The sequence below is a fragment of the Terriglobia bacterium genome, assembly GCA_020073085.1.
Taxonomy (GTDB): domain Bacteria; phylum Acidobacteriota; class Terriglobia; order JAIQFV01; family JAIQFV01; genus JAIQFV01.
In genome coordinates this window covers 36931-61119 of sequence record JAIQFV010000021.1, presented here as the reverse complement: position 1 = coordinate 61119, position 24189 = coordinate 36931, and the positions used below count along the sequence as shown (strand labels likewise).

Annotated in this window: 24 protein-coding genes and 1 tRNA gene; 17 read left to right on the top strand and 8 right to left on the bottom strand. The window is 58.2% G+C overall.

Annotated features, from left to right (window positions below):
• Window positions 1-128: 128 nt before the first annotated feature.
• From LAO21_18215 to LAO21_18205, 3 genes are all read left to right on the top strand, one after another.
• Entirely contained in the window at window positions 129-776 is a 648-nt protein-coding gene (locus tag LAO21_18215; protein ID MBZ5554656.1) for an OmpA family protein, read from the top strand.
• 15 nt (window positions 777-791) lie between these two features.
• Window positions 792-2774 (top strand): CHASE2 domain-containing protein, encoded by a 1983-nt coding sequence (locus LAO21_18210; protein ID MBZ5554655.1) that lies wholly within the window; start codon window positions 792-794, stop codon window positions 2772-2774.
• Between the two features lie 619 nt (window positions 2775-3393).
• On the top strand, window positions 3394-3624 hold the full coding sequence (locus LAO21_18205) for an amidohydrolase family protein (GenBank protein MBZ5554654.1): 231 nt from the start codon (window positions 3394-3396) through the stop codon (window positions 3622-3624).
• Between the two features lie 226 nt (window positions 3625-3850).
• Here LAO21_18205 and LAO21_18200 read toward each other — a convergent pair whose 3' ends face one another.
• Window positions 3851-4171: a helix-turn-helix domain-containing protein gene (locus LAO21_18200; GenBank protein ID MBZ5554653.1), complete on the bottom strand. Its 321-nt coding sequence runs from the start codon at window positions 4169-4171 to the stop codon at window positions 3851-3853.
• 105 nt (window positions 4172-4276) lie between these two features.
• Between LAO21_18200 and LAO21_18195 the strand changes: the two genes are divergently transcribed.
• Both LAO21_18195 and LAO21_18190 read left to right on the top strand, forming a co-directional pair.
• Window positions 4277-4642: a VOC family protein gene (locus LAO21_18195; protein ID MBZ5554652.1), complete on the top strand. Its 366-nt coding sequence runs from the start codon at window positions 4277-4279 to the stop codon at window positions 4640-4642.
• An 11-nt stretch (window positions 4643-4653) separates the two neighbouring features.
• Window positions 4654-5199 carry a VOC family protein gene (locus LAO21_18190; protein ID MBZ5554651.1) on the top strand — a complete coding sequence of 182 codons (546 nt, stop codon included), beginning with the start codon at window positions 4654-4656 and terminating at the stop codon, window positions 5197-5199.
• Window positions 5200-5321: 122 nt separating this feature from the next.
• On the opposite strand, the gene LAO21_18185 is transcribed toward LAO21_18190, so the two are convergent.
• Complete coding sequence (locus LAO21_18185) at window positions 5322-5549, bottom strand: hypothetical protein (GenBank protein ID MBZ5554650.1); 228 nt, start codon at window positions 5547-5549, stop codon at window positions 5322-5324.
• A gap of 259 nt (window positions 5550-5808) precedes the next feature.
• Window positions 5809-7011, bottom strand: coding sequence for a hypothetical protein (locus LAO21_18180; protein ID MBZ5554649.1), 1203 nt, complete (start codon window positions 7009-7011; stop codon window positions 5809-5811).
• 193 nt (window positions 7012-7204) lie between these two features.
• Between LAO21_18180 and LAO21_18175 the strand changes: the two genes are divergently transcribed.
• Window positions 7205-7281: transfer RNA gene (locus tag LAO21_18175), tRNA-Arg, on the top strand.
• A 540-nt stretch (window positions 7282-7821) separates the two neighbouring features.
• Here LAO21_18175 and LAO21_18170 read toward each other — a convergent pair.
• The gene (locus LAO21_18170; protein MBZ5554648.1) at window positions 7822-9027 is read right to left on the bottom strand and encodes a S53 family peptidase; all 1206 of its coding nucleotides are present in this window, start codon (window positions 9025-9027) and stop codon (window positions 7822-7824) included.
• Between the two features lie 669 nt (window positions 9028-9696).
• Here LAO21_18170 and LAO21_18165 point away from each other — a divergent pair.
• The 7 genes from LAO21_18165 to LAO21_18135 all read left to right on the top strand — a co-directional run bounded on the left by LAO21_18165 (window position 9697) and on the right by LAO21_18135 (window position 16128).
• Complete coding sequence (locus LAO21_18165; protein MBZ5554647.1) at window positions 9697-10728, top strand: NAD(P)-dependent alcohol dehydrogenase; 1032 nt, start codon at window positions 9697-9699, stop codon at window positions 10726-10728.
• 4 nt (window positions 10729-10732) lie between these two features.
• Complete coding sequence (locus tag LAO21_18160; GenBank protein MBZ5554646.1) at window positions 10733-11323, top strand: AraC family transcriptional regulator; 591 nt, start codon at window positions 10733-10735, stop codon at window positions 11321-11323.
• Complete coding sequence (locus LAO21_18155) at window positions 11254-12243, top strand: aldo/keto reductase (GenBank protein ID MBZ5554645.1); 990 nt, start codon at window positions 11254-11256, stop codon at window positions 12241-12243. The genes LAO21_18160 and LAO21_18155 overlap by 70 nt, the downstream gene beginning before the upstream one ends.
• Window positions 12244-12279: 36 nt before the next feature.
• Window positions 12280-12936 carry an NADPH-dependent F420 reductase gene (locus LAO21_18150; GenBank protein ID MBZ5554644.1) on the top strand — a complete coding sequence of 219 codons (657 nt, stop codon included), beginning with the start codon at window positions 12280-12282 and terminating at the stop codon, window positions 12934-12936.
• Window positions 12937-12940: 4 nt separating this feature from the next.
• Window positions 12941-13462: a hypothetical protein gene (locus LAO21_18145; protein MBZ5554643.1), complete on the top strand. Its 522-nt coding sequence runs from the start codon at window positions 12941-12943 to the stop codon at window positions 13460-13462.
• Window positions 13463-13557: 95 nt separating this feature from the next.
• Window positions 13558-15012 (top strand): serine/threonine-protein phosphatase, encoded by a 1455-nt coding sequence (locus LAO21_18140; protein ID MBZ5554642.1) that lies wholly within the window; start codon window positions 13558-13560, stop codon window positions 15010-15012.
• Between the two features lie 333 nt (window positions 15013-15345).
• Window positions 15346-16128 carry a hypothetical protein gene (locus LAO21_18135; protein ID MBZ5554641.1) on the top strand — a complete coding sequence of 261 codons (783 nt, stop codon included), beginning with the start codon at window positions 15346-15348 and terminating at the stop codon, window positions 16126-16128.
• A 12-nt stretch (window positions 16129-16140) separates the two neighbouring features.
• Here the strand turns inward: LAO21_18135 and LAO21_18130 are convergent, their stop codons facing one another.
• Window positions 16141-16305 carry a hypothetical protein gene (locus LAO21_18130; protein MBZ5554640.1) on the bottom strand — a complete coding sequence of 55 codons (165 nt, stop codon included), beginning with the start codon at window positions 16303-16305 and terminating at the stop codon, window positions 16141-16143.
• Window positions 16306-16380: 75 nt separating this feature from the next.
• Here LAO21_18130 and LAO21_18125 point away from each other — a divergent pair, with 75 nt between their 5' ends.
• On the top strand, window positions 16381-16926 hold the full coding sequence (locus tag LAO21_18125) for a hypothetical protein (protein ID MBZ5554639.1): 546 nt from the start codon (window positions 16381-16383) through the stop codon (window positions 16924-16926).
• A 15-nt stretch (window positions 16927-16941) separates the two neighbouring features.
• Complete coding sequence (locus tag LAO21_18120; protein ID MBZ5554638.1) at window positions 16942-17247, top strand: HU family DNA-binding protein; 306 nt, start codon at window positions 16942-16944, stop codon at window positions 17245-17247.
• A 132-nt stretch (window positions 17248-17379) separates the two neighbouring features.
• Here LAO21_18120 and LAO21_18115 read toward each other — a convergent pair whose 3' ends face one another.
• Together LAO21_18115 and LAO21_18110 are read right to left on the bottom strand one after the other, a co-directional pair.
• Window positions 17380-17910 carry a DUF2911 domain-containing protein gene (locus LAO21_18115; protein ID MBZ5554637.1) on the bottom strand — a complete coding sequence of 177 codons (531 nt, stop codon included), beginning with the start codon at window positions 17908-17910 and terminating at the stop codon, window positions 17380-17382.
• Window positions 17911-18498: 588 nt separating this feature from the next.
• Window positions 18499-19113, bottom strand: a complete 615-nt coding sequence (locus LAO21_18110) for an OmpA family protein (protein MBZ5554636.1) — start codon at window positions 19111-19113, stop codon at window positions 18499-18501.
• 551 nt (window positions 19114-19664) lie between these two features.
• Between LAO21_18110 and LAO21_18105 the strand changes: the two genes are divergently transcribed.
• Together LAO21_18105 and LAO21_18100 are read left to right on the top strand one after the other, a co-directional pair.
• Window positions 19665-20546, top strand: a complete 882-nt coding sequence (locus LAO21_18105; protein MBZ5554635.1) for an ABC transporter ATP-binding protein — start codon at window positions 19665-19667, stop codon at window positions 20544-20546.
• The gene (locus LAO21_18100) at window positions 20543-22093 is read left to right on the top strand and encodes a hypothetical protein (GenBank protein ID MBZ5554634.1); all 1551 of its coding nucleotides are present in this window, start codon (window positions 20543-20545) and stop codon (window positions 22091-22093) included. The genes LAO21_18105 and LAO21_18100 overlap by 4 nt, the downstream gene beginning before the upstream one ends.
• A gap of 962 nt (window positions 22094-23055) precedes the next feature.
• Here the strand turns inward: LAO21_18100 and LAO21_18095 are convergent.
• On the bottom strand, window positions 23056-24069 hold the full coding sequence (locus tag LAO21_18095) for an AraC family transcriptional regulator (protein MBZ5554633.1): 1014 nt from the start codon (window positions 24067-24069) through the stop codon (window positions 23056-23058).
• Window positions 24070-24189: the final 120 nt, after the last annotated feature.

Here is a 24189-nt window from a genome sequence, read left to right as displayed (position 1 = left end):
GTTGCCTACGTTTCGGGAAAGATCGCCAAATTCTCGCCGGAATCGGTAAAACTCCAGACCCCGGTAGGAATCATCGGCGTGCGGGGGACGCGCTTTGCCGTGGCACTCGACGCCCCGCGAGGCTCCCCATGACCGCTCATGTCAGAAGTTTGGCCGCCCTGGGATTGGGACTGCTTCTGGCCACGGGCTGTGCGCCCAAGCGGGCGCCCGTGCCGCCGGTTCTGCAGCCCCCTGCCACGCAGAACCTGATCGTCTTGCTACCCGACGACGACGGCACGGTCGGCAAAGTGACGGTGACTAACTCAGGGGTCACTCGCGAACTCGTGGAAAGCTATTCGGGACTTCGTGTGGAGCGGCCGGATGCCCCTCCCGGGACCCCGTTCCAGGTCGACCCGGTCGAGGTGAAGCGCGTTTTCGGAAGTTCCATCGATGTACTCCCTGCCGCCGAAGCGTCCTTCACTTTGTACTTTTTGTTAGACAGCCCCACGATGACCCCGGAGTCCGAAGCACAGCTGCCCGCTATCTTCAAAGCCATTCAAGAGCGCCATTCCACCGACATTGAGGTGATCGGACATACCGATACCACGGGGACTGCGGAGTCCAATATCGAACTGGGGATGAGGAGGGCTCAAGCGGTGGCTGAGCTCCTTCGTTCCAGGGGAATGGACCCCGCGAACATGTCGGTGACCTCCCATGGAGAGAGCGATCTTCTGGTGCCCACTCCGAAAGGTGTTCCCGAACCCAGGAATCGCCGGGTCGAAGTCATCGTCCGGTAGAGGAGGCTCACGCAGATGAGAATCATCGGTGTGGGCGTTTTGGTTGGCGTGGTCCTTGTTATCCTCCTTCAGCCACAATTCGTCGCAAACCTCGATCAAAAGGCATACGACATGATGACCCGCCGGGTTGACCCCGGCAGACCCTCCGGACGCGTTGTCATTGTCCCGATTGATGAGAACAGCCTCGCTCAGTATGGCCGTTGGCCTTGGCCTCGCGACCTGCTGGGTATGCTGGTCCGGAGGATTTTTGAGGATGGCGCCAGCACGGTCGCCCTCGACATGATGTTTCCCGAACCGGATGTGCGGGCACCCACCCTCAGTTCACCCGCGAAAGCAGCCACTGCCAGGCCGGCTTCAGACTCCATGAACACTCACCCCCCCCAAACCGCCGACGATTTCCTGGCGGAATCTTTGGGCACCGGGCGGGTGATTGTAGGATACCAACTGCAGTTCGGGGCCGAGCCAGCTCGTCCATCCTCCTGTTTCCTCCATCCCTTTCCGCTGGCAATCGTTGACACGGAGACGACCCGGGGTCAAGCGTTCTTCCGGGCCTCCAGCGCTGTTTGCAGTGTTCAGGAGATTTCACGAGCAGCTTCCGGCTCCGGTTTTCTGAATGGGACGGCGGAAAGTGACGGGGTTTTCAGACGTGCCCCACTGCTCATCGGCTATGGCGAAGAGGTTTATCCCAGTCTCGGCCTCGCCTCTTTCATGGCGGATAAGCGCAATCCCACGGCCCGGCTAACAACCTCCTCGCGAGGCGCCGTTCGATTGCGCTTAAACGATGTGACGATCCCGGTCGATACAAAAAGTAATGTGCTTTTGCGATTCCGCGGGGCCGGTGGGACTTTCCCCTACGTCCCGGCAGTGGATGTGTTGGCCGGGCGCGTGCCCGCCATGGCGCTCGATGACAAAATCGTGATCGTCGGCCTCAGTGCGGTCGGGCTGCAGGATGTGGTCACCACTTCGGCCGACAGCAACTTTCCGGGCGTTGAAGTGCATGCCACGGTCATCGACAACCTGCTGCAACACGATTCCTTCCGCCGGCCAACGGGAGCCTTAGTATGGGAGCTGGTATTGATGTTGATAGTGGGCCTGGCCTCCGGCGTACTGCTCGCCAGCGTTTCGCTGACTTGGGTCGCGCCGATTGCTGTTTGCCTCGTATTCGCCGCGTGGATGGCCTCAGGTTTGCTCTTTTCCAGGACCGGGGTCTATCTTTCTCCTCTTCCGGTGACCGCGGTATTGGTCGGCAACCATGCTTGTCTGACCTTCTGGAGGATTTCCGCTGAAAAGCGACGGGCGGACCGGCAATTGGAAAGTGCCAGGATATTTATGTTGACCGCCCTGACCGCGATGACAACGATTCGGGACGTGGAAACGGGGGCGCACGTTTTACGGGTGCAAAGTTATACTGAACTTCTTTGCAAGGCCATCGCCCGTCACCCACGTTTCCGCCGTTTCCTCACCTCGAAAACGATCGCGCTGATCGTGAAACTAGCACCCATACATGACATCGGAAAAGTGGCCATCCCGGACCACGTTTTGCGGAAACCGGGCCGTCTGACGCCGGAAGAGTTCGAGATAATGAAGACCCACACAGAACAGGGCTTGAAAGTGATTCAAACCGCAAGCTTCCAATCCCATATCCAGGACGCAACCACGATGAAGCTGGCTGGTGAGATCGTTCACACGCATCATGAGCGTTGGGATGGGACCGGGTACCCCCAAGGGCTCCGTGGAGACAACATCCCCATCGCCGGAAGGCTATTGGCGGTGGCCGACGTCTATGACGCTTCGGTCAGCAGGCGAGTCTACAAGGAAGGAATGAAACATGAAGAGGCGGTCCAGGTCATTGCCGACGGGCGCGGATCCCTATTCGACCCGGACATCGTTGAGGCCTTTCTGGAGATTCACGAGTCCATCCGCCTGATTAAGGAACAATGCTCTGATGAACACGAATTTACGGGTCAGACCTTTCCAATTTTCCATTCCAATAGTTAATTTCTCACGTGAGTTGATTCTGTCGCCCCGCAAGCGGGGCTGGGATGTCATTGGAGGGAACCGGTACCCCGCCCTTGCTCCGCCCTGCAAAGAGTGCGGGACGGGCATCAGGCGGGGCTACATTCTAGAGTCCCTCCGGGGCTTAAAATTCTTGAACTCAGGCTTCCACAATTGTAATTCGAATTCACCACAAAGGCACAAAGGGCGGATAATTGCGAGGCTCTCCGCAATCTTCAATTGGTGGCGGGCGAGTGCTGGCCATTAGAATACGCCCCATTCATTTCTTCGCCTCCGAATTCTCCTTGAATTGGCACGGGGCAGGTTCTACACTTTTGATCGGTCAGGCGCCCCTCCAAATCATTGGCTCTACCCAGCGGTCGGTTGACACAGTCGGCCGAGAGGGTTAACCCGTTGTGCCAACGGTCGGGGGGCATCCAGTTGGCAAGGCAGGAGCTCGGCTGAAGGGATTTCATAGGTCTCCGACAGATTCTCTTTTCGCACAAGGGAGGGCCCATCAGAATGGAGGCATTATCTCGCATTTTAGGGTCAAGTCTAAATTTTGAATAGTTCTCCTCCACAAACATCAAAATTGAAAACTTAGACTTGACCCTATTTTGATATAGTCCAAGCGATTCGGATTGCGACTTTGAATGGTGCGATTTTTCTCGGTCGCCAGGATCAGATCGGCTCGATTGCGGCGGGGAAGAACGCCGACCTCGTGGTGATGAAAGGTGATCCAGCCTCTCGCATCACGGATATCGAAAACGTCGAAATCGTCTTCAAGGATGGCGTCGGGTACGACACCAAGAAGCTGCTCGATTCGGTGAAGGGCCTTTATGGGGAATATTAAAGGAATGTTGGGGATCAGGTCTCCGGAATTTTCAATTGAGGATGCAGGTCTCCGGAATTTTCAATTGAGGACGCACACCCGCATTCTTTCCATCCGCGATCCTTAACTAGCCCCCGTGCTGGCACTCGCCCGCCAGCATTGAAGATTGCGGAGACCTGAGCCAGGCCATTATTACTGACCCCAAACATTCAATAAAAACTAAATTGTCCCCGGGGACTGTGCCTTTTCATTTGTGGCCACGACCGCGAGCGGGGCGCCCGGCCTCTCTCCAGGGACTCAGCACCGTGTAGCACGGTATCGCTGTCGCGTTGTCCTTGCGGGCGGCGAGCAGTTTCCTCCGGATCAACCAACTCACGGCGGCTTGGACGGAACTCTTCGAAACGCCAATGCATTCCGCGAGTTCCCGATAGCCGACCCGCACCACACCATTTCTCCTCTGCTGTTCGGCTGCCAGCCATAGGTATACCAGGAAGCAGACCGGTCGTCTGTCATGGCCGACCAAGTCGCGCAAAAGCACCTCAACAACGTAATCGTCAATGGAAAGCATCGCTATATCAACAGATAATATACCAACTCCTGGCTGATTGAAACTGTCTGGGGCCACATGATATGTTCTGAATAGGTTCTGATCAATTTCAACAAGGAGAGAAAAATGATTCGCGGCATCAGGATCGCCAGCATTCCCGTCCGCAACCAGGATGCTTCACTGAAGTTCTACACCGAAGTGCTCGGATTCAAGGTCGTCACCGACCAGCCGTATACGGACAAGCAACGTTGGATCGAACTCCTCATTCCAGGCGCGGAAACCCGGCTGGCGCTCTTCACGCCACCAGGTCATGAGAATCGCATTGGTGGTTTTCAGCCCATGACGTTTTGGTGCGACGATGTCTCAGCCACCGCCAAGATCTTAAAATCCAAAGGCGTGGAATTCGCGCAGGAGCCGAAGACCGAAGTCTGGGGAACCATGGGAATCTTCAAGGACCCTGACGGCAATCAGTTCGTACTTTCCAGCCGGTAAGGAGGAACACCATGAAACGTCAACTAGGCCTGATGGCGGCACTGTTGTTCGCCACACTGCTATCGTCGACCGTCTTCCCGCAGTCAAAGGCGGAGAACCCAGATATTGTGCGACTGCGCTATGCCACGATCGTGGTCCCCAATTACGATGAGGCCCTGCGCTGGTACACGGACGTTCTCGGCCTTGAAAAAGTGGAAGAGGGATCTTTCGGACCAGGACCCAGTGGATCCCTGGCAACCACCGGCAAACTCCGCTGGATTGTCGTTGCGCCGCACGGTCAGAAGGAGTTCGGCATCGTGCTGGAGCTGGCGCAGCCGGTCTCTCCCGATGACAAGATTCGCGATTACAAAAACCGCGTCGGTAAAGAGACGAGGTGGGTCTTCGAAGTCAAGGACTGCCACAGGTTCTATGAATTGCTCTCGAAGCGCGGCGTAAAGTTCCCCGCGGTGCCGGTCGATCAACCCTGGGGTGTCACGGAGGCGCAGTTTGAGGATCTTTACGGCAACACCTTTGTCGTCGAGAGCCCCAGGCCGAAACCAAGTGGAGCCAAACCCTGAGCACTCGGTGTTTGAACTTGAATCAATGAATAATGAATAATGGGGTCGGGAACAAACACAAACATCAAAATTGAAAATTTAGACTTGACCCTATTTCCTATTTCCTGCTGTTGTACTGACGCTTAAGGGTCGTAGACGATTCCATCAACCTTGACCTTTGAGCACCAGAAGCAATGGAGAATGTCCTTGTCCGGCATGAGCGTTGCAAGGTCCAAGCGCCGCCAGCGGTGGAAACCAACCGAGCAGAGTAAACCCAGCACGCCGTTGGACTCGTGTTCTCTGTGCGGCCACAGCTTAGCGACGCGAGTCGCGAGTTCGGAATCGGGCAATGCATTCTCCGGGTCTTTCATGCGTCCATTTTATCAGGCTCTCCGGAGGGGAACAAGGCTCAAACCGGAATCATCGCACCCGGCTTTGAGTGGCGAGGGTCACAGGTCTCCGCAATCTTCAATTCCTGGCGGGGGAGTGCCAGCATGGAGGTTAGTTGAAGGTCGTGGGTGGAAAAAATGCGGAGTTGCCTCCTCAACCGCAGATTGCGGAGGCCCGACCCTCCCGATTATGTGGGCTGGACGAGAGCGGAGCACATGGCTGGTTCAGCGTCGCGGCGTTCTACTTTTTGTTACTGCGCCCGTTCAGTTGCGCGACGGCCATGTCGAGAACCGTATCCCTGCCCGCCCGAAGATCCTCGAGGGTTGGCGATACCACGGTTTGAGGTTGCACGCCGATGTCGAGGAACTGTTTTCCATCGGGGTAAGTCCCACGCCATGTACAGACGCGGCCGGAGCCGCCGCCGGGCATCTTGAAGTTCAGAGGCTGCCCGGTGCTCCCGGCGCTCCGCTGGCCCATGATCGTCCCCCGACCACTCTGGTCAAAAGCCACGAGGAAGTCCTCGGCCGCGGAGAACGTGCGCGGACTGGTCAACAGGAGGATGGGCTTCGAGTAGTGATGTGCGGGATCGGGCGGGACGTCGCCGCCGGGTAGCGAGAGCATCACCATGGGCCGGCCCCATGCGCGGAAGATGGGCCTGTAATCCCGGGTCTGCCAGAATTCAAGCGAAACGGGTTTGTCGATGAGTGTGGCGAGGATCCGCATGCCAACCACCGAATTCCCGCCGCCGTTGTTTCTCAAGTCGAGGATCAGGGTGCTCGTGTTGGCGATCCGGTCGAACGCCGCCATGAACTGATCGGCGACAGCATTGTCCTCAAAGGAATTCAACGCCACATAGCCAATGCTTCCCGGCAGAACCCGGAATTCGAAGCCGGGCGGCTTGGGCGACAAGGGGCCGAGGACCTTGTAAGACTTGCGGCGAACCGTGCGGGTGAGGCGCTGTCCCGCGGCGTTCTGCAAAGTCAGTTGGACCGGCTGGCCGGGCGCACCGAAGAGAAGGAAGTATTCAAACGTGCGCACCTCCAGGTCCTGGGGGGTCGAGGCGCTTTGGTAGGGAGCCACGTTCCGGGCCGCGTACTCGCGAAACGGTTCGCCATCGATCTCCACGAGTTCCATTCCCGGCTCGACGCCCTGGGGGTGCAATTCCGGGTCCCAAACTTGAAGTACCATCAACCTGCCCTCGATGAGGCGAGTCTGCAGACCCACCGATCCGAGCAACTCCGGGGCGGGATAGACGTTCGTGTGCGAGTCTCGCAGGTGGGCGCAGAGTTCCGCGAGTACCCGGTAGTAATCGTAAGTCGCTTTCGTCGCCAGGACCTTGGGAATGTATTGCAGGTAGAGATTGTCCCAATCGATCCGGGCGAGCCGTTCGGGGAAAACGAAGTTGTACTTCACAATGCGATTCGTGGTGTCAGACCTTTCCAATTTTCATTTGCGAATGGAGAATGGGAAGGTCTGACCCATAAAATGAAAAGCTCTGATCCCGTCGATTGTTGTCTTGGTCTTCCTGCGGGAGTCGTCAGATCGAAGTTGTCCCTCAAACTGACGAACGAACTCTTCAAAAAAATCCGATTCTGTGCTATTTTTCTTGGCCGTTTTGGTTTGACAGCCCGCCTGTGCGCCCGTAGCTCAGCTGGATAGAGCGTCTGACTACGAATCAGAAGGCCAGGTGTTCGAATCACCTCGGGCGCACCACTCATCCTTTTCATCCCACAAGTGTTGTTTGCGGCTTTCAAACTGCCCTCAGGGGAGCGATTTTTGGCGATGCCCAGCATCGATGACCAGTCTTGGCCGGTTCATCAACAGGGGCTGACGAGCATTTCCAAAATCCCCGTATTGGAAGTCGCTCGTTGCTGAACCCAACTAGAAGCAAAAACACCAGGAAAACCGACTATCAGCGCCCAAATTCCTGAGCACAATTTTCGGGTCAGACCTTTCCAATTTCCAATTTGGGAAAATCGACGGGCCGTGGAGGCCGTACACATGTCCGCGCAGAGCGGTCCATCACACTGTTACTCCCCTCGGCGAGGCAGCGGCGGGTCCCACAGCGGTCACAGCCACGATTTGATTTCAGGATTGTAGCTGGCGCAGGCATGTAAGGAACACATGCCTGCGGCACCCGGAGAAATTCCCCCACCGGGAGGTGGGGGATGATTCAAGTACAGCCTACCCCCCGCTCAGGCCATCGCGATCGCGGAGGATGTGGGAGGGAGCCTTCAAAATCTGGTGCTGAGGCTACTTCCCCAACGTTCCCTGGTTGCTTCCGATCCCGGTCACAAAGTCCCATCCGGCCTTTGCACTGAAGCTTCCGGCCGTGCCGCTCAGGATGTCACGGAAGTCGGCGGATTGGAGCGGATCCGTGTACATGGTCGTCAGTTCGGCGTTTGAGTTGCTGAAAAAGTGACCCGCCAGATTTACGATGCCCGCCAGCGAAGGAGACGCCACGCTGGTTCCCCCAAAAACCAGCCACCCGACCAGACCCTGGCAGGAGGTGCTGTCATAGACCGCCACGCCGGAGTTTGGGTCCGCATCAAAGGAGTAATCCGGAGCGCCCCGCTTGGACCCGACGATGGTTCCAATTCCATTTTGATATCCGGGACGAGGCTCAAACGCGCTGGGACCCCCGCCACTGCCGCTCCAGCCCGTCTCGCTGACAAAGTTGCCGGCCGCATCTCGATTAATGCGCGTGCCTCCGGCTGAAACCACATTGGGGGAAACTCCCGGATAGATCCTGACTCCGCCGGTATCGCCGCTGGCGGCGAAGTAGACAATTCCCACCCGGGTGAAGTGAGAGTCATTGCTGGCCTCGGTCGAGAACTCACTGCCGCCCCAGCTCATGGAGACCTCGCCCAACCCGGTGCCATTGGGGCTGACCAGGTTGCTGGCGACATCCACCGCCTGGAACAAGTCCGCAAACGAACTGGAGCGCGCCTCCACCAGGATGATGCGAGCGCTGGGGGCCATGGCGTGGGCCCATTCAATATCGAGGGCGGCTTCCTGCGCCCAGCCGCAATTGCTTCGGGGCCGGCGGCCCCCCGCGAAGACCTTCTGAAAACATCCGTTGGAGGTTGTACAGGGAGGTAGACCAAAGGTGCTGGAAAAGACACCGAGGTCGTTTTCGGCAGTGGGGTAGTCGAAGGCATCGACAATCGCAATCACATGGGAGCCCCCGGTCGAGGGCAGCCCATAAACGGGGCGAAGGGATGCAGGATTTTCCCCGGCGGGCAGGGACGCGGCGAAACGCTTGGCGGCCGTCTCAGCGTTGAGCACGACGATGTGATTGGTGTGGGCCCTCATGCCAGCATCTTCCGCCCGCTCCAGGCTGGAGTCGGGGATATGGATCCGTGCCGCTACTCTCTCGATCGGCTCTTGGCCGGGGAGTGGAGCGGTTCCCAACAAGAACAGTGCAAGCGTCAACAAAAACAGAATTCGGGATTTCACTGGTGCCCTCCTTTTGAGCCATGCGTGGATTTGGTTGGTTCGAGTTACAGCCTATGCAAATGCAACCCGGGGTTGGGGGACTGCTTTGAAACAAATTCCAGAACGAATAAGAGCAACCGCTATAAAAGAGGAGGGCCTGGAAAACGAGGAATTCAAACGACGCACAGCTTAGGCCAAAAAGGATGGGTTTTCAACAGGAAAGTAGGGGGCTCGATTTGGGTAATGGCGAGGGTCTCCGCGGGCTGTAATTTCTGGGGTCAGATCCACAATTCCACAATTACAGCCGGTCGGTAAAAGAAGCCTCGGTGCTCGGGGAGGGGGACTGGCACTTTCCACTCGTGTATTACTGCGTACGGAAGTGCTACGGCCTCACCCTGAAGGAGTTGGGCGAGGTGGCGGGGGACTCCGGCTGACTACGGTTAGCGAGGCGGTGCGGCGGTTTCAGCAGCAGATGGAGAGGAATGCGGACTTGGCTGCACGCTGTGCTCAGGCCGTCTGCACCTTATGGAATGTGGAAGTTTGACCCGAAATTTCCTTCCCTACTCGCGAGGCTCGCCGATGTGAGCAGCCTGATCTATGAAATTGGCGTATTTTGCAGGTACAATGGCGTGATTTGCATATCAGAGTGCGCGCCGAGCGTTTAAATTTAGACTTATGGACACCAGACACATGTACACCACAAAAGCTTACGCCGCCACAAGTGCGGCATCGCCGCTGGCCCTCACCACGATCGGGCGGCGCGATTCAACTGAACACGACGTACAGATCGAAATCCTTTTCTGCGGTATCTGCCACTCCGACCTCCATCAAGTCCGCAACGAGTGGAGCGGATTCCTGCCCACCGTCTACCCCTGCGTCCCCGGCCACGAAATCGTCGGCCGCGTCACCCGCGTCGGCTCCGCGGTCACCAAGTTCAAGCCTGGCGACCTGGCCGCAGTCGGCTGCATGGTGGACTCGGACGGCACCTGCCCCGAGTGCCTGGCAGGACTCGAACAGTTCTGCCCGAACGTAATCTACACCTACAACCTTCCCGACAAGCATCTGGGAGGCGTGACGTACGGCGGCTACTCCGAGAGCATCGTTGTCGATCAGCGGTTCGTTCTCCGCGTTCCCTCGAACCTCAAACTCGCCGGAGCGGCTCCTTTGCTTTGCGCCGGAATCACCACTTACTCGCCGATGCGCCATTGGGGCGTCACCCCGGGCAAGAAAGTGGGTGTGGTCGGACTCGGTGGCCTCGGTCACATGGGCGTGAAGTTTGCACATGCGCTCGGAGCGCACGTTGTGGTCTTCACGACTTCACCGAGCAAGAAGGAAGATGCCATCCGCCTCGGGGCAGACGAGATGCAGAAGCATGGTGGCAGCTTTGACTTCATTCTCGATGCTGTCTCCGCGGATCACGACATCAATGCTTACCTCAATCTGCTGCGCCGCGATGGCAACCTCACCCTGGTCGGCGCGCCGGAGAAGCCCCTCGCGGTTACGGCATTCGGCCTGATCATGGGCCGCCGCAGTCTCTCCGGCTCGCCCATCGGCGGCATCGCCGAAACCCAGGAGATGCTCGACTTCTGCGGGAAGCACAACATCACCGCGGATGTCGAAGTCATCCCCATCCAGAAGGTCAATGAAGCTTACGAGAGACTGCTCAAGTCCGATGTAAAGTACCGCTTCTCGATCGACATGGCATCTCTCAAATCCGAGTGAACCGATGAATAAGCACTTTCGAGTTTCTGGGAGCACTTTCCTCAAGCTGGAAGACCGGGGAGTCCCGGCCTGTGTGGTCCTGCGCAGAGCCGGACTTCCCCGGGGATTTATCGAGCAACCGCGGATGCTCCTCAGCACCGAGGAACTCTTTGCCCTGTGGCGTGCCGTGGGCGAAGTCAGCACCAACCCCGCGATTGGCCTTCTGCTCGGAACGGAAACGAAGACCGAACGATTCCATCCCATCGGTCTCGCCGCTCTCTCATCAGAGAACTTCGGTGGCGCCATGGAGCAAATGGCTCGCTACAAACAGCTCACCTGCCCGGAAGAGATCCTGCAGGAAACGGACTATCTCAATAACTCCCTCCTCGAATTGAATGAAATTGCGTACCTGCTCGGATACGAGGACGCAAACTCCTTCGTTCGCGCTTTCCGCACCTGGGAAGGAGTTCCACCCGCTCGCTGGCGCGAAGCACAGCGGGCAAAGGCAGCATCAGAACCGGTCTCGATTGGTAGCAAGGAGGAGCAATGCAAAAGCGAAAAATTGGAAAAAGCAATCTGGAAGTCTCTGCTCTCGGACTCGGCTGCATGGGAATGAGCTTTGGGTATGGCCCGGCCGTGGACAAGCAGACGGGAATCGCGCTAATCCGGTCGGCCGTCGAACGCGGCGTGACATTCTTCGATACCGCTGAAGCATACGGCCCGTTCGCCAACGAAGAACTTGTGGGCGAAGCGGTCGGTCCCTTCCGCGGGAAGGTGGTGATCGCAACGAAGTTCGGGTTCAAGTTCGATGCCAACGGGAAGCAGGCTGGTCTGGATAGCCGCCCGGAGCACATCAAGGAGGTCGCCGAGGCCTCCCTTAAGCGACTCAAGACCGATGTCATCGATCTGTTCTATCAACACCGTGTCGATCCGAACGTACCCATCGAAGACGTGGCGGGAGCCGTGAAGGAGTTGATCCAGCAGGGCAAGGTGAAGCACTTCGGCCTTTCAGAGGCAGGGGTGCAGACGATCCGCCGCGCACACGCGGTTCAGCCCGTCACCGCAGTTCAGAGCGAATACTCGCTGTGGTGGAGACGCCCTGAAGAGGAGGGGTTGCCGACCCTGGAAGAACTCGGGATCGGATTCGTTCCATTTAGCCCCCTGGGTAAGGGCTTCCTCACGGGCAAGATCGACGAAAATACGAAGTTCGATAGTGCCGATTTTCGCAACATCGTCCCTCGCTTTACCCCGGAAGCTCGAAAAGCGAATCAGGCCTTGGTTGATTTGCTTACCAACGTCGCAGAACGGAAGAAGGCGACACCTGCTCAGATCGCGCTTGCTTGGTTGCTTGCGCAGAAGCCTTGGATCGTTCCAATCCCCGGGACGACGAAGCTTCATCGCCTGGAAGAGAACCTGGGAGCGGCTTCTGTCGAGCTCACATCCGACGATCTCCGTGACATCGATGGCGCCTCCTCAAAGATCAAGGTCGAAGGGGCCCGGTACCCGGAAAGACTGGAGCAAATGACCGGTCGCTGACCGGCAGTTGAGCAACGAACGCCGAGGGAGAGCTGTATGCGAATTGGCATCTTGGGTTCGGGATTGATGGGTGGCAAGCTCGGAACGATTTTCGCACGAGCTGGTCATGACGTCGTATTCAGCTACGCGCGAAGCAACGACAAACTCAAGAGGCTGGCGCGCGATGCTCCAGGCAATGCACTCGCGGGTACGCCGGCCGAAGCCGCGAAGGAAGCGGACGTCCTACTGCTGGCCGTGCACTGGTCGCGGATCAACGACGTGGTAAAGCAGGCAGGCGATTTGTCCGGGAAGGTGATCGTAACCTGCTCACTGCCGATGGATACCGGCAACACGAAACTCATCGTCGCGAACACCCCGTCGGGAGCGGAAGAACTTGCAAAGAAGATCCCCAAGGCTCGGATCGTCTCCGCATTCAACACGGTGCCCAGCGAAGTGCTCTTCGACGTGTACGAACCGCGGCGCAAGACGAGCCGACCGAGTCTCGTGTACTGCGGCGATGAGGAGAGCGGCAAAACTGTGGCCGCTGAGTTGATTCGCGACGCGGGATTCGATCCCATCGATGCCGGGCCTTTACAGATCGCGCGTTACACGGAGCCGTTCGCGCTCCTTGTCGCGCAACTTGCATACGAGGGGGAAGGCGGACCGGAACTGGCGTATCGGTTTGAGCGGTTTGGAAAACAGAAGATGAGGTGACAGCATGCCTGCACTTACCGGATGGGAAAACTTCTACGTGATCGTCGGGTCATCTGCCGGTGCGTTGATCGGATTGCAGTTCGTTGTCATCACTCTCATCGCCGACCGTCCGATCGTAAGAGATGTGGAACGCGCCAGCAGCGCGTTTGCAACACCGACCATCGTTCATTTTGCAGCTGTGCTGCTGCTATCAACGGTTCTCAGCGCCCCGTGGCACGGAATCGCCGCCACGGCGATTTTCTGGGGAGTGCTGGGCCTGGTTGGGATCGCGTACGTGCTCATCGTGGCCCGACGTATGCGAGTACAAACCGCCTACATGCCCCAATTCGAGGACCGGCTGTTTCATGTTCTGCTGCCCTTGGCCGCATACGCAACGCTGGCTGGATCGGCATACGCGACTCGCTTGAATGTTGGCGGGGCACTTTTTGGCGTTGGGGCGGCGGCGCTCCTGCTCCTCTTCACCGGCATTCACAACGCCTGGGATGCCGTCACGTACCACGTGTTTGTCAACAAACAGGGACAATAATAAGAAGGGGACAGACACCTATTTCCTGACAATTTTCACATTTTTCATGAGAACAGGTGTCTGTCCCCAGGCTTCCACGATCATTGGACGCAACTATGGACACTCTCAGGCTCGATTTTGGGGATATTGCGGCCGGATTGTTTGTCTCGTCTCTCGGGCTGATTGCAGTCGTCATTTCTCTCTTTCGCCTGAGACGCAAGGATTTCTCGCTCCTCAACTTCGGCCTCTTCTGCTCTCTCAATGGGATCCGATGGTTGGTCGAGACCCCGACGATGAAGACGTTGGTCGGCTTCCCGTTCACCTTTCCATATTTCCACGGCCTGCTCACCTATGCGCTCGTGATCCCGTTTTCCGCCTTTCTCGTCGACATCTTCGGGCGCGGCTTGTACGACTCGATGCGGTGGGTCTTCCGCTCCACGATCGTCTATACCGTCGCCGCCATCGCGTATGACCTGGTCCGCCCGGGGCCTCTGTCGGACGTCTCGATCAACTCGACCCTGGTGGTTCTGTGGTGTTTTGTATGGATTGTGAACGTCCTCTTCGTTGGAAAAGAGCGGGATGCCGAATTGCGTGTATTGCGGATCGTGTTTTTGACGACCCTGGTGTCTGTAGCCATTGATAATCTCGTGAAGAGAAGCGCCCTTCCCTGGGGAGTACACCTCGAGCACCCAGGCTTTCTTGTGTTGTGTGTCGGCCTGGGATATGTCGCAGTGCACCACTTCTTTTCCAACGAAAGAAAATTGCTGGCCATCGAACAGGAAGTCGAAATCGCCCGGCGGATCCAGCATGCCAACCTCCCTGTCAATCTCCGTTCTCCCGGTGGCGTCGAGATCGCGGCAAAGTATGCTCCCATGTCGACAGTCGCGGGAGATTTCTACGATATCAAGATCAAAGAAGAAACCGGGGTGGGTCTCCTGATCGCCGATGTCTCCGGACATGGCGTAGGCGCGGCTCTGATTGGCTCGATGCTGAAGATCGCGTTCGCCTCCCAGGAAGAGTCCATTTCCAATCCAGCAAGAGTGCTTACGGAGATTAACCGCATTCTCCAGGGGAAGCTGGAACAATCCTTCGTCACCGCGTGTTTCCTTTTCGTGGATATCACCAACGGAAAGATATGGTACGCCAGTGCAGGACATCCGCCACCGGTCTTGTGGAGAAAATCGACGAGGGAGATCAGTCGACTTTCGCAGGGGGGTCTGATCTTGGGTCCATTTCCAAACGCCATTTACGAGAACACCGCACTGGACATTGTTAAGGGCGACCGGTTAGTCCTCTATACCGACGGAATCACTGAAACAAGCAGCAAGACGGGAGAATTGTTCGGACAGGATCGCCTGGAGGCGCTTATCAAAGACTGTTCCTCTGATTCAGCCGACCGCGCGGCGGACCAATTCATCGAACATCTTTCGAAGTGGTCGGGCAGATCACACGGAACGTCGTTGGATGACGATCTCACACTCATTATCCTCGATGTGGTTTCTGAACCTGGTGTCCTGTCGCTTCGTGCGAATAGGATAAGCAACGGGTCGGACCAATCTAAGGCGGTGTAGGATAAGGAAACAGTGGCGCCGGCCAGGTCTTATCGAGGCTTGAACGGAGGACACACCGCAGGGGAGCGGAGGGCGCTCAGCTCCCCGGCAGCGGGGTCTTGAAATATTCTTCACAAATTGGAAACTCATTGACAAACGTTCTTCCTCAACCCTAGCATCTTTTGTATCCAAGCAATCGCACCAAACAACAATTTGGACATCGCGGGTTGCCTTGTCCAAACCCGGGCCCACAGCTTTCGTCTGCCACCAAGAGAACATGGAGCCAGGTGTGTTCCGGGGATCAGCACGACACCGGCACTGCCGCACCGGCCGGTGAACTCACAGGGAGAAAAAATGATGAACATGAAAATGTGGAGAAGGGTAGCAGGTGTGTGTGCGCTTGCGATGTTGGCCGTCTGGGCCGCGCCGGCACGCGCGCAGGAGGGGCCGAAGGAAAAGCCGCCCCTGTACAGTTACGTGGGGAACTGGACCATTCCCCGAGCACAGTGGGGGCAAATGGAGAAGGCCACCGCCGCCGATGAGACGGTCCTCGCGAAGGCGCTGGCCGATGGAACGATCGTGGGCTACGGCGACGACACCAGCCTGGTGCACCGGCCGGAGGGGTCCACGCATGACCAGTGGTGGTCGGCGATGTCCATGGCCGGAGTGTTGAACGTGTTGGGCCAGTTTTACAAGAACGGCAGCGCCACTTCTCCCGCCCTGGCCAGTGCCACGAAGCACTGGGACAATATCTATGTCAGCCGGTATTACAATTGGCGCTCGGGCTCACATAAGGGAGCGTATACGCGGGTGTCGTCGTACAGATTAAAGGCCGATGCGCCGGACGATGCGCTGGGGACGCTCAGCAAGAATCTCTTTGTGCCGTTCTTAGAGAAGTTGCTGGCCGACGGCACGATCCTCGAATATGAGATTGACGGCGAAGCGATCCACACGGAATCGGCCCAGATGTTCTGGGTTGTCTTTATTGCGCCCAACGCGGAGGCTTTGGACAAATACAACGCCGCCTTTCGCGAAGTGCAGAAGATGAACCCGCTGGGTGGCCCGGCATTCGTCTCGATGGTGGATTTCACCGACCACCGGGATGATTTGGATTGGACCAACGCCACGTACAAATAGCGGCTGGGACGTTTACCTTGCCCCACCCGCGGCAGACTGGCGCGTCAGCATGGTGGTTTGAAACTGAGGCGTGTGGAGGGACTCGCGGGAGGGAAGGATGATGCGGTGGTGGGCATGGCGGTCCGTCGCTTCCTGGATCGGGCTGGAAAGGATGAAGCGCCGCGGCGGATCCTCCATGCCGTTAATGCAAGGCTCGTTGATCTTTGGGATCTCGCACCTGCGGCATCCATCGATTGCCGGGAGGACAGACTAATGGAATCAGAAAACGTTAAGATGTCCGGCCTTGACTTCGGCATTGTTATTGCCTTTATAGCGCCGGGTTTCGTCGCCCTGCAAGCAGCCTCCTACCATTTTTCAACGGTCCGGGCTTGGATGGCTGCGGCCTCTGACAAGGAACAGACCGTCGGACTGTTTCTTTTCGTTCTGCTTGCTTCTCTGTCCATGGGCCTGGTGGTGAGCGGGGTCCGCGCGCTTGCGATCGACAACCTGCTGCGGTTCCGCTTCGTATTGCGAGGCCTTGTGGTGCCGAAGGTCCAGCTGGATTGGTCTCAAATCGACAGCGAGAATTTATCCATCTTAATCACCATCCGGGACGCTTTTTTTCGCCATTACCAGTTCTATTCAAATACGCTCGTGGCGCTGCTATTTTGGGCATTTTCCCACGCCTTCTCCGATCGCCCAAAGCTGCCATGGTATGATTGGGCGCTAATAACCTCGCTCTTAGTGGTGCTCTTTTTTTCCGGGCGCGACTCACTCCAGCGTTATGCAAACGCGGTAAATAAAGCTTTCGATTCCTGATTATGGAGGTGTGTGTTGAGCAACGATTTCATCCACTCCAAGACTCAGCTGGTCCAGGCACTGGCCAAGGCGAGCGGAGTCAACAACAAGTCGGCCAAGGTCATGCTGGACTCCCTGGCCAGCATCGCCATTCGAGAAGTGAAGCGATCCGGTCAGTTTGTGATTCCGGGTCTTGGAAAACTGGTGAAGGTCAGTCGGAAGGCGCGAATGGGGCGCAACCCTGCTACCGGTGAAGCGATCAAGATTCCCGCCAAGCAGGTCGTGAAATTCCGTGTGGCCAAGGCCGCCAGAGATTCGGTTTTGCCCTCTAAGAAGAAATAAGGAAATTCGGAAGGGTCGCGCTGCTTCGCGGCCTTCACCCGGCCGTTCTCCATCCCCAACTCATAAGCCTCGTCGGCGGATGCCGCAAGCATGCGTTCTGTGCATGCCTGCGAAGACCGGCCCCCGACGGAACTATTTCACTCCGAAACTTCCGACCAAAGATGCCTTCCCCCAATGAATCGTAATCTGGGGTTGGCCATTCACCTCTGCCAGCGAGATCAGCAGCAGTTCAGCGGAGTCGGAGGCGGGTTCCGTTTTCAAGGGTGTCTCGGCAACGAAACCATGGGTCATCGCCGGCTCGCCCCAGATCCCAGTCTTGGGATGAAACGCCAGGACCCAACTGTCCGCGTCGGTCTTCCTGGCCCACAAAGAATATTTTCCGGCCTTCAACTCTTTCCCGCCGACCACGAGGTCGCCGGACGAAGTGATTTCGGTGGCTTGATTCATTCCCAGCCGCCACACGTCTCCGGTCTCTGCCAATGCGAACACATTCCGGCCTTTGAGGCGCGGGTGTCCATAATTGATGGAAACGGTTTTCCCGTTAATCGTCACCTCGGCAGAACCTCGTTTCCTCGTCTGGGCAAAACGCAGTACCCCTGCCATCGCCAGGCAAAGAATCACCACGCCCAGAAATAGAACTACCCATCGCCAGGAAATTTTCACAATCTCCTCCGGTTCAACCTGAATTGTGTATTCGATCGATCCTATTAAATCCTGCCTCAAATTCGGCACAGTTCTGAATTTCAATCGGAGCGCGAGGCACCGCCGTTGTCCGGGTGGGTAGACAAAGCTCCTCAGAGATCCACATGGAGGGGGAGTAGAATGCGATTGAGGTTTACACGGAGCATCCTGACCCGTTCCGGATTTCGAAAAAGACGCCTAATTTCTGAAAGGAATGATTGTCCTACCTTTGGCCGAAGAAGATTGTAAAGATTTGCAAATTGTCGAGAATGTCGGGGTCAGGCGATCACGAGGATTTTTTGGGTCAGACCATTCAGTTTCCAATCCAGAAAAACAGCGGGTGCCGCAGGCATGTCCGCCGCGTCGGACATGCCTGCGAGGATGGGCTCATGACACCGCTACTCCTGCCGGCGAGGCAGTCTGCAGGGTCGCATCGGGTCACCTTCCACGGGCGGTTAGCTGGGCACTGGGCGACGCAGGCATGCACAGAACACATGCCTGCGGCACCCCGTCACACCCGGACTCGAATCCCCGCAGGGGGAATTTGTGGACGTCCCGTACCTCTCCGGCCTACTGTTTGACGAATTCCACCCGTCGATTTTGCGCACGTCCCTGGGGGGTATCGTTGGAGTCGATCGGCTTTGTCGATCCCAAGCCGGTGGTCGTCAGGCGCTCCGAGTCCACTTGGAATTGCGAGACGAGCACGGTCTTGACGGCTTCGGCGCGCCGCTTGGACAATTCCAGGTTCTGGGCCGCATTACCGACCGAGTCGGTATGTCCTTCGATCAGCAGCTTCAAGTTCGGATTGGTCTCGAGACCGCGCGCAATACTTTGAATGACCGGGGCCGACTCCGGCTTGAGGTGGTCGCTGTCGGTGTCGAACAGAATCCCGTGAGTGACATATCGGCCCGAGGAGGCGATGACCTGACTGAAATCGGGCGTGGACTCAGCGAACCGAACCATGCGGTAGCTGATCGCCTGGTTGCTGCCGTAGAAATCGTGGGCGAGCTCGACGCTGTCGATCGGCGGCAGATTCACCTGATTGAAGTCGAGCTGCTTCTCGCCGTTGGTGAAGACCCGGATCCGCCCATTCTGCACCCAGAGGGCCAGCTTGACCGGTTGGTCCCAACTCACGGTCGCTTGTTTGCGCCCTAACTCCTGATACGGATCTCTCAGCGAGGCCACCAAGTACACCCGATTCGGCGAGGCCGTCGTACCCAATTGCAGAACCTGTTTGCCCTTCGAGACCAGGATCAGGATAGTAATGGCGCGGTTCGTCGCGTCCGCCTTGATCTCGGCTTCGTAGGTGAAGTTTTTGGGAAGGGTGGTGAGGTTGGGGAAAATCGATCCCCGCTGCCAGTCGGACCAGACCCAAGCCCGCCGACCACTCCGGCGGATCCTGGAACTATCCGTATCCCCGGCAGAGCGCAGTGCATTGTATTACAATTGAATCCCCCGGGCCAGAGGATCGGGGCCGAGGCCGGAAGATTGGGGTCGAATTTTAGAGTCAGGAATCTCCGAAGAACCAAGCATAACCGCGCCAAGGACGCGGGGCCCAAGGCATGTCGGGGCCGCATCCCCCCCGTCTCCATTTTGGGGACACGGCATGCTGTGTCGCTCTTGCCGGTTTTGAGTGGGCCACCCCGGTTGCTCTTCTCTTTAGAACAATAAGGTGGACGTCTGAATTGATGGCTGACCGCGGCTCGCTGTATACTGCCGTGCCACAGGAGAATCCCTTGCGCCTCGCCATCGATCGCGTCAGTAAACGGTACGGCCGCAGCATATGGGCCTTGCGTGATTTCACCCTCGATCTCGGTCCCGGCGTCCACGCGCTGCTCGGGCCCAACGGCGCCGGTAAGACCACGCTGATGAACATTCTCGCCACCATCAGCCGTCCCACCGAAGGCGTGGTCAACTGGAACGGCATCGATCTCGCGCGCGATCCCGACGCCCTTCGCCGCGTGCTCGGCTACCTGCCGCAGGATTTCGGCGTTTATCCCAACCTGAACGCGGTCGAATTTCTGGAGTACCTGGCCGCTGTCAAAGGCCTCGACACCCGGGCCGCTCGCCGTCGCATCGACGAACTGCTTTCGCTTTTGAACCTGCACCAGGTTCGCAAACGGATGCTGGGAGGCTTTTCCGGCGGCATGAAGCAGCGCGTCGGCATCGCTCAGGCGTTGCTCAACGATCCGCAACTGCTCATCGTCGACGAACCTACCGCGGGCCTCGATCCTGAAGAGCGCGTGCGCTTCCGCGGCCTGCTGGCCGAACTCTCGGGCGAGCGCATCGTGCTGCTTTCGACTCATATCGTCTCCGACGTTGAAGCTTCGGCGACGCACATTGCACTCATCTTGCAGGGCCGCCTGCTGTCCCATCTCTCGCCTGAGCAGTTGCTCGCCACTGTGGAAGGCAAAGTCTGGGAATGTGTCGTGGCGAGCGCGGACCTGCCTGCGCTCAAGCAGAGGTACATTGTGGGGGGAACCACGCGCCGCAGCGACGGAGTAAGGGTGCGCATCGTGGCCCCGCATCCGCCCGAGCGCGCCACCGCCGCTGCGCCCACCCTGGAAGACGCCTACCTGCTGGCCATGTCCACCCGGTCCCAGGAGACGCACGCATGAGCGCCACACACGCGATTTACCACATGGCGCGCGCCGACTTTCGGGAGCGCGTGCGCCGCTATAGCTTCCTGGTGACGCTCGCCTTCACCGTTTACGTCGGTCTGGCCACTGCCACCGGCAAACTTCTCCTGAGTCTCGGCGAGTATCGCGGCATCCTGAACTCCGCCTGGATCGGGTCATTGATGGCCTTAGTGAGCTGCACGGTGTTGTCGCTGGTCGGTTTCTACATCGTGCGCAACTCGGTGGCACGCGATGAGCAGACGCGGGTGGGACGGATCCTGGCAGCCACCCCGATGACGAAAACCGCGTACACGCTGGCAAAATCCATCAGCAACTTTGCCGTGCTCGCCGCCATGGTCGCTGTGATGGCCCTGGCGGCGCTCGTCTTTCAGGCGATGCGCGGCGAGTCGCGGCACATTGAGCTCTGGCCGCTGCTTTCGCCCTTCCTGTTCATCGCCCTGCCCGCTACGGCGCTGACTGCCGCCGTGGCCGTGTTGTTCGAGACGACCCCCGTTTTGCGCACGGGTGCGGGGAACGTGATTTACCCGTTTGTCTGGTCGACGTCGATCGCAGTCATACAGTTTGGCCGCATCGACCCCACCGGGATAGGCGTCTTCTTTCATGAAATGACGGCGGCAGTCCGCGCCATCAATCCCGCTTTCAAGCAATCCTTTGCCCTGCAGATCAACATCGGGCAGGCCATGCCGTCGAAGACCTTCGTATGGACCGGTCTCCACTGGGGCATGGCGCTCGTGGCCGAACGCCTGCTGTGGGTTTTGGTGGCCGTTGGCATCGCGCTGTTAGCGGCGGTCATGTTCCACCGCTTCGACCCCGCTCGTGAGCGCCTCAGGATACGTGACCGCCGCGATAGCGACGCCGCAGCCGAGGATGTCTCTGCGGCCGTCGCCCCTGCGGACGCCCACCTATCGCCTCTCTCCGGCGCGCGGCGCGATTCGCGGATCATGCAATTGCTCGCGTCCGAATTGCGGCTGCTGCTCCGGAGGCGCTGGTGGTGGTACGTCATCACTCTGGGATTTGTCGTCGCCGGATTCGCCGCTCCGCTAGCGGCCGCCCGTTTCGGCGTGCTTGTCGCGGCGTGGCTGTGGCCGGTGCTGCTGTGGTCGCCGCTCGGCGCGCGCGAGGAACTCTTTTCTACCACGGCGCTGATTTTCTCCTCGGCGCATGCCGTTAGGGGCCAGCTCTCGGCCGCCTGGCTGGCCGGCGCCCTCGTGCCGCTGCTGCTGAGTTCGGGTGTCGTGGTGAGGATGCTGTCAGGGTCGAACCTGAAAGCCGCCAGTTCCATCATCGCCGGCTCGCTGTTCGTGCCGGCATTGGCATTGGCCTGCGGGACGATGACAGGGAACAGCAGGCTATTCGAAGCGATTTACACCGTCTGGTGGTACATCGGCCCCGTGCACGCTATCCCCGGCTTCGATTTCATCGGCGTGACGGATGCCTCTGCCCGCCCGGCGCTTTACCTCGCCATCGCCGCGGTAGCGCTCACCACGGCCCTTGCCGCCCGCCACCTCCGCCTGGCTCACGCCTGAGCGAGATGGGGCTTAATGGCCGGGACAAGGAAGGTGCCAGGTGTCAGGGGTCAGGTGCCAGGGAGTGGATTATTAAGTGGTGGGTGATAGGTGGTAGGGAGGAAGAGTTTAAAGTTTCAAGTTCAAAGTTCCGAGGGACAATTCAGTAATTCGTGACTGGCCCGAATTTCAAAGGTTCAATGCTCGTCCAGCCTGCCTTAGACCCTTTTTTAGATGCTTGACGAATGGCAGGGTTGGCGAGAAAGACGGGAATATTTGTCAATCTCAAGCGCTTGGTTGTTCCCTTTGAGGACCGTTATGGGGAGAAGGAGACAGAGACCTGGTTCAAGGCAATTCTCAGATCTCTTTAAGGCCAGGTGTGAGTCCCCATCAACCCCTGGGTACGGATGGTCTTCAGGATTCCACCAGACGCAGGCATGTACAAAACGCATGCCTGCGGCACCCCGCCATCAACCCCTGGGTACGGATGGTCTTCAGGATTCCAGCAGGCGCAGGCATGCATAAAACGCATGCCTGCGGCACCCCGCCATCAACCCCGGGGTGCGGATGGTCTTCAGGATTCCAGCAGGCGCAGGCATGTACAAAACGCATGCCTGCGGCACCCCGCCATCAACCCCTGGGTCCGGATGGTCTTCAGGATTCCAGCAGACGCAGGCATGCATAAAACGCATGCCTGCGGCACCCCGCCATCAACCCCGGGGTGCGGATGGTCTTCAGGATTCCAGCAGACGCAGGTATGCACAAAACGCATGCCTGCGGCACCCCGCCATCAGCCCCTGAGTACAGATGGTCTTCAGGATTCCAGCAGACGCAGGCATGCACAAAACGCATGCCTGCGGCACCCCGCCAGTTCGGACGCCTTCCTGGTCTGTATGGATTTCGGCATCAACCCCCTTGAAGGCTGACCCTAGGTTCCTTGTTGCTGTCTTGAGGTCGTGCCACTCCCATGGACCCACCCGCCATCACGTCCGGCGAGTTCGCTGGCGGTAATCTCCTGGTGTCATCCCGGTCCACTGTCGGAAGGCCCGATGAAACGCACTCGGCTCCGAGAAACCGAGCAGGTAAGCCACTTCCCCGGTCGCTAATCCCGGTTCCAGAAGGTACTTCCTGGAAAGGTCGTGGCGCAAGTCCTCAAGCAAGCGATGATACGAAGTTCCTTCCTCACTCAGCCTTCTTTGGAGCGTCCGTGTGCTCATTCCCAATTCCCGGGCCAGGGCTTCAACGCCAGGGCTACCCCCGCGCAGAGACTGAGCCAAGGTCCGGCGGAGGCGTGCAATAAGATCGACCTGCCGTGGAAGTCCGTCTAACATCTCGGTGGCGTGCCTGTCGAGGACTGCGCAAAGGCCCAAGTCGGCCTTGACCAAGGGTTGATCCAGCAACTGCCGGTCGAGGACCATTTCGTTCGCCGGCATTAGGAATCGGACCGGCGCTCCGAAAATCCTCCCATGCTCGCTGGTATCCCCGGGGCAAGGGTGTTTGAAATTGACCTCGAGGGGCGTCCATCGGACCCCTGTGAGCGAGCGGCCGACGCACACGAGGCCGGCCAAACTGGCTTCACATTCTTGCCGACAGTTCTTGGGATCAGGACTCGTATACTCATAAAGAATGCGAACGATGGGTCCCTCTCGCTCGAGGCGGTATTTTGAGCCATCGGTCCAAATCCGATCGTAACGGATGACTCTCATCAGGGCTTCCCCCAGGGTGGGACTGTTCATCGCTGCGTAACCCACCACATCGAACATCTGAGGGGTGATCCGTTCGGCAAGATGAAGACCAAACGCATCGTCGCCCGTCAGGCGTGAACCCTGTTCATAAAGGGTGACCAGCGTATGGTAGGGTATCCGCGCCTCGGGGTCGTCCAACGCGCTCGTATCGAGTTTCACGGTGTCGAAAAGCTCGCCGGAGCGAACCTCCGCCCTTCGAACGGCATCAAGGATCTTGAGGACGGCTCTTGCTTGGATGGTACACTCAGGCATAACGAATCCCGACGGCTTGAAATTGAACACGCCATATTAATGTTCCATCGCCGCACTGTAAAGCTGAGTCTGGAGGGGCTTGAGAGACCGCGAGGAGGGATTCGGTGAACGAGCAGCCCG

Coding starts and splice junctions, on each gene's coding strand:
- LAO21_18200 (MBZ5554653.1), bottom strand. CDS start 4,171: ATGCTTTCCATTGACGATTACGTTGTTGAGGTGCTTTTGCGCGACTTG.
- LAO21_18145 (MBZ5554643.1), top strand. CDS start 12,941: ATGCCTGCACTTACCGGATGGGAAAACTTCTACGTGATCGTCGGGTCA.
- LAO21_18190 (MBZ5554651.1), top strand. CDS start 4,654: ATGAAACGTCAACTAGGCCTGATGGCGGCACTGTTGTTCGCCACACTG.
- LAO21_18210 (MBZ5554655.1), top strand. CDS start 792: ATGAGAATCATCGGTGTGGGCGTTTTGGTTGGCGTGGTCCTTGTTATC.
- LAO21_18135 (MBZ5554641.1), top strand. CDS start 15,346: ATGATGAACATGAAAATGTGGAGAAGGGTAGCAGGTGTGTGTGCGCTT.
- LAO21_18165 (MBZ5554647.1), top strand. CDS start 9,697: ATGTACACCACAAAAGCTTACGCCGCCACAAGTGCGGCATCGCCGCTG.
- LAO21_18185 (MBZ5554650.1), bottom strand. CDS start 5,549: ATGAAAGACCCGGAGAATGCATTGCCCGATTCCGAACTCGCGACTCGC.
- LAO21_18140 (MBZ5554642.1), top strand. CDS start 13,558: ATGGACACTCTCAGGCTCGATTTTGGGGATATTGCGGCCGGATTGTTT.
- LAO21_18125 (MBZ5554639.1), top strand. CDS start 16,381: ATGGAATCAGAAAACGTTAAGATGTCCGGCCTTGACTTCGGCATTGTT.
- LAO21_18215 (MBZ5554656.1), top strand. CDS start 129: ATGACCGCTCATGTCAGAAGTTTGGCCGCCCTGGGATTGGGACTGCTT.
- LAO21_18150 (MBZ5554644.1), top strand. CDS start 12,280: ATGCGAATTGGCATCTTGGGTTCGGGATTGATGGGTGGCAAGCTCGGA.
- LAO21_18195 (MBZ5554652.1), top strand. CDS start 4,277: ATGATTCGCGGCATCAGGATCGCCAGCATTCCCGTCCGCAACCAGGAT.
- LAO21_18100 (MBZ5554634.1), top strand. CDS start 20,543: ATGAGCGCCACACACGCGATTTACCACATGGCGCGCGCCGACTTTCGG.
- LAO21_18095 (MBZ5554633.1), bottom strand. CDS start 24,069: ATGCCTGAGTGTACCATCCAAGCAAGAGCCGTCCTCAAGATCCTTGAT.
- LAO21_18130 (MBZ5554640.1), bottom strand. CDS start 16,305: ATGGAGGATCCGCCGCGGCGCTTCATCCTTTCCAGCCCGATCCAGGAA.
- LAO21_18155 (MBZ5554645.1), top strand. CDS start 11,254: ATGCAAAAGCGAAAAATTGGAAAAAGCAATCTGGAAGTCTCTGCTCTC.
- LAO21_18160 (MBZ5554646.1), top strand. CDS start 10,733: ATGAATAAGCACTTTCGAGTTTCTGGGAGCACTTTCCTCAAGCTGGAA.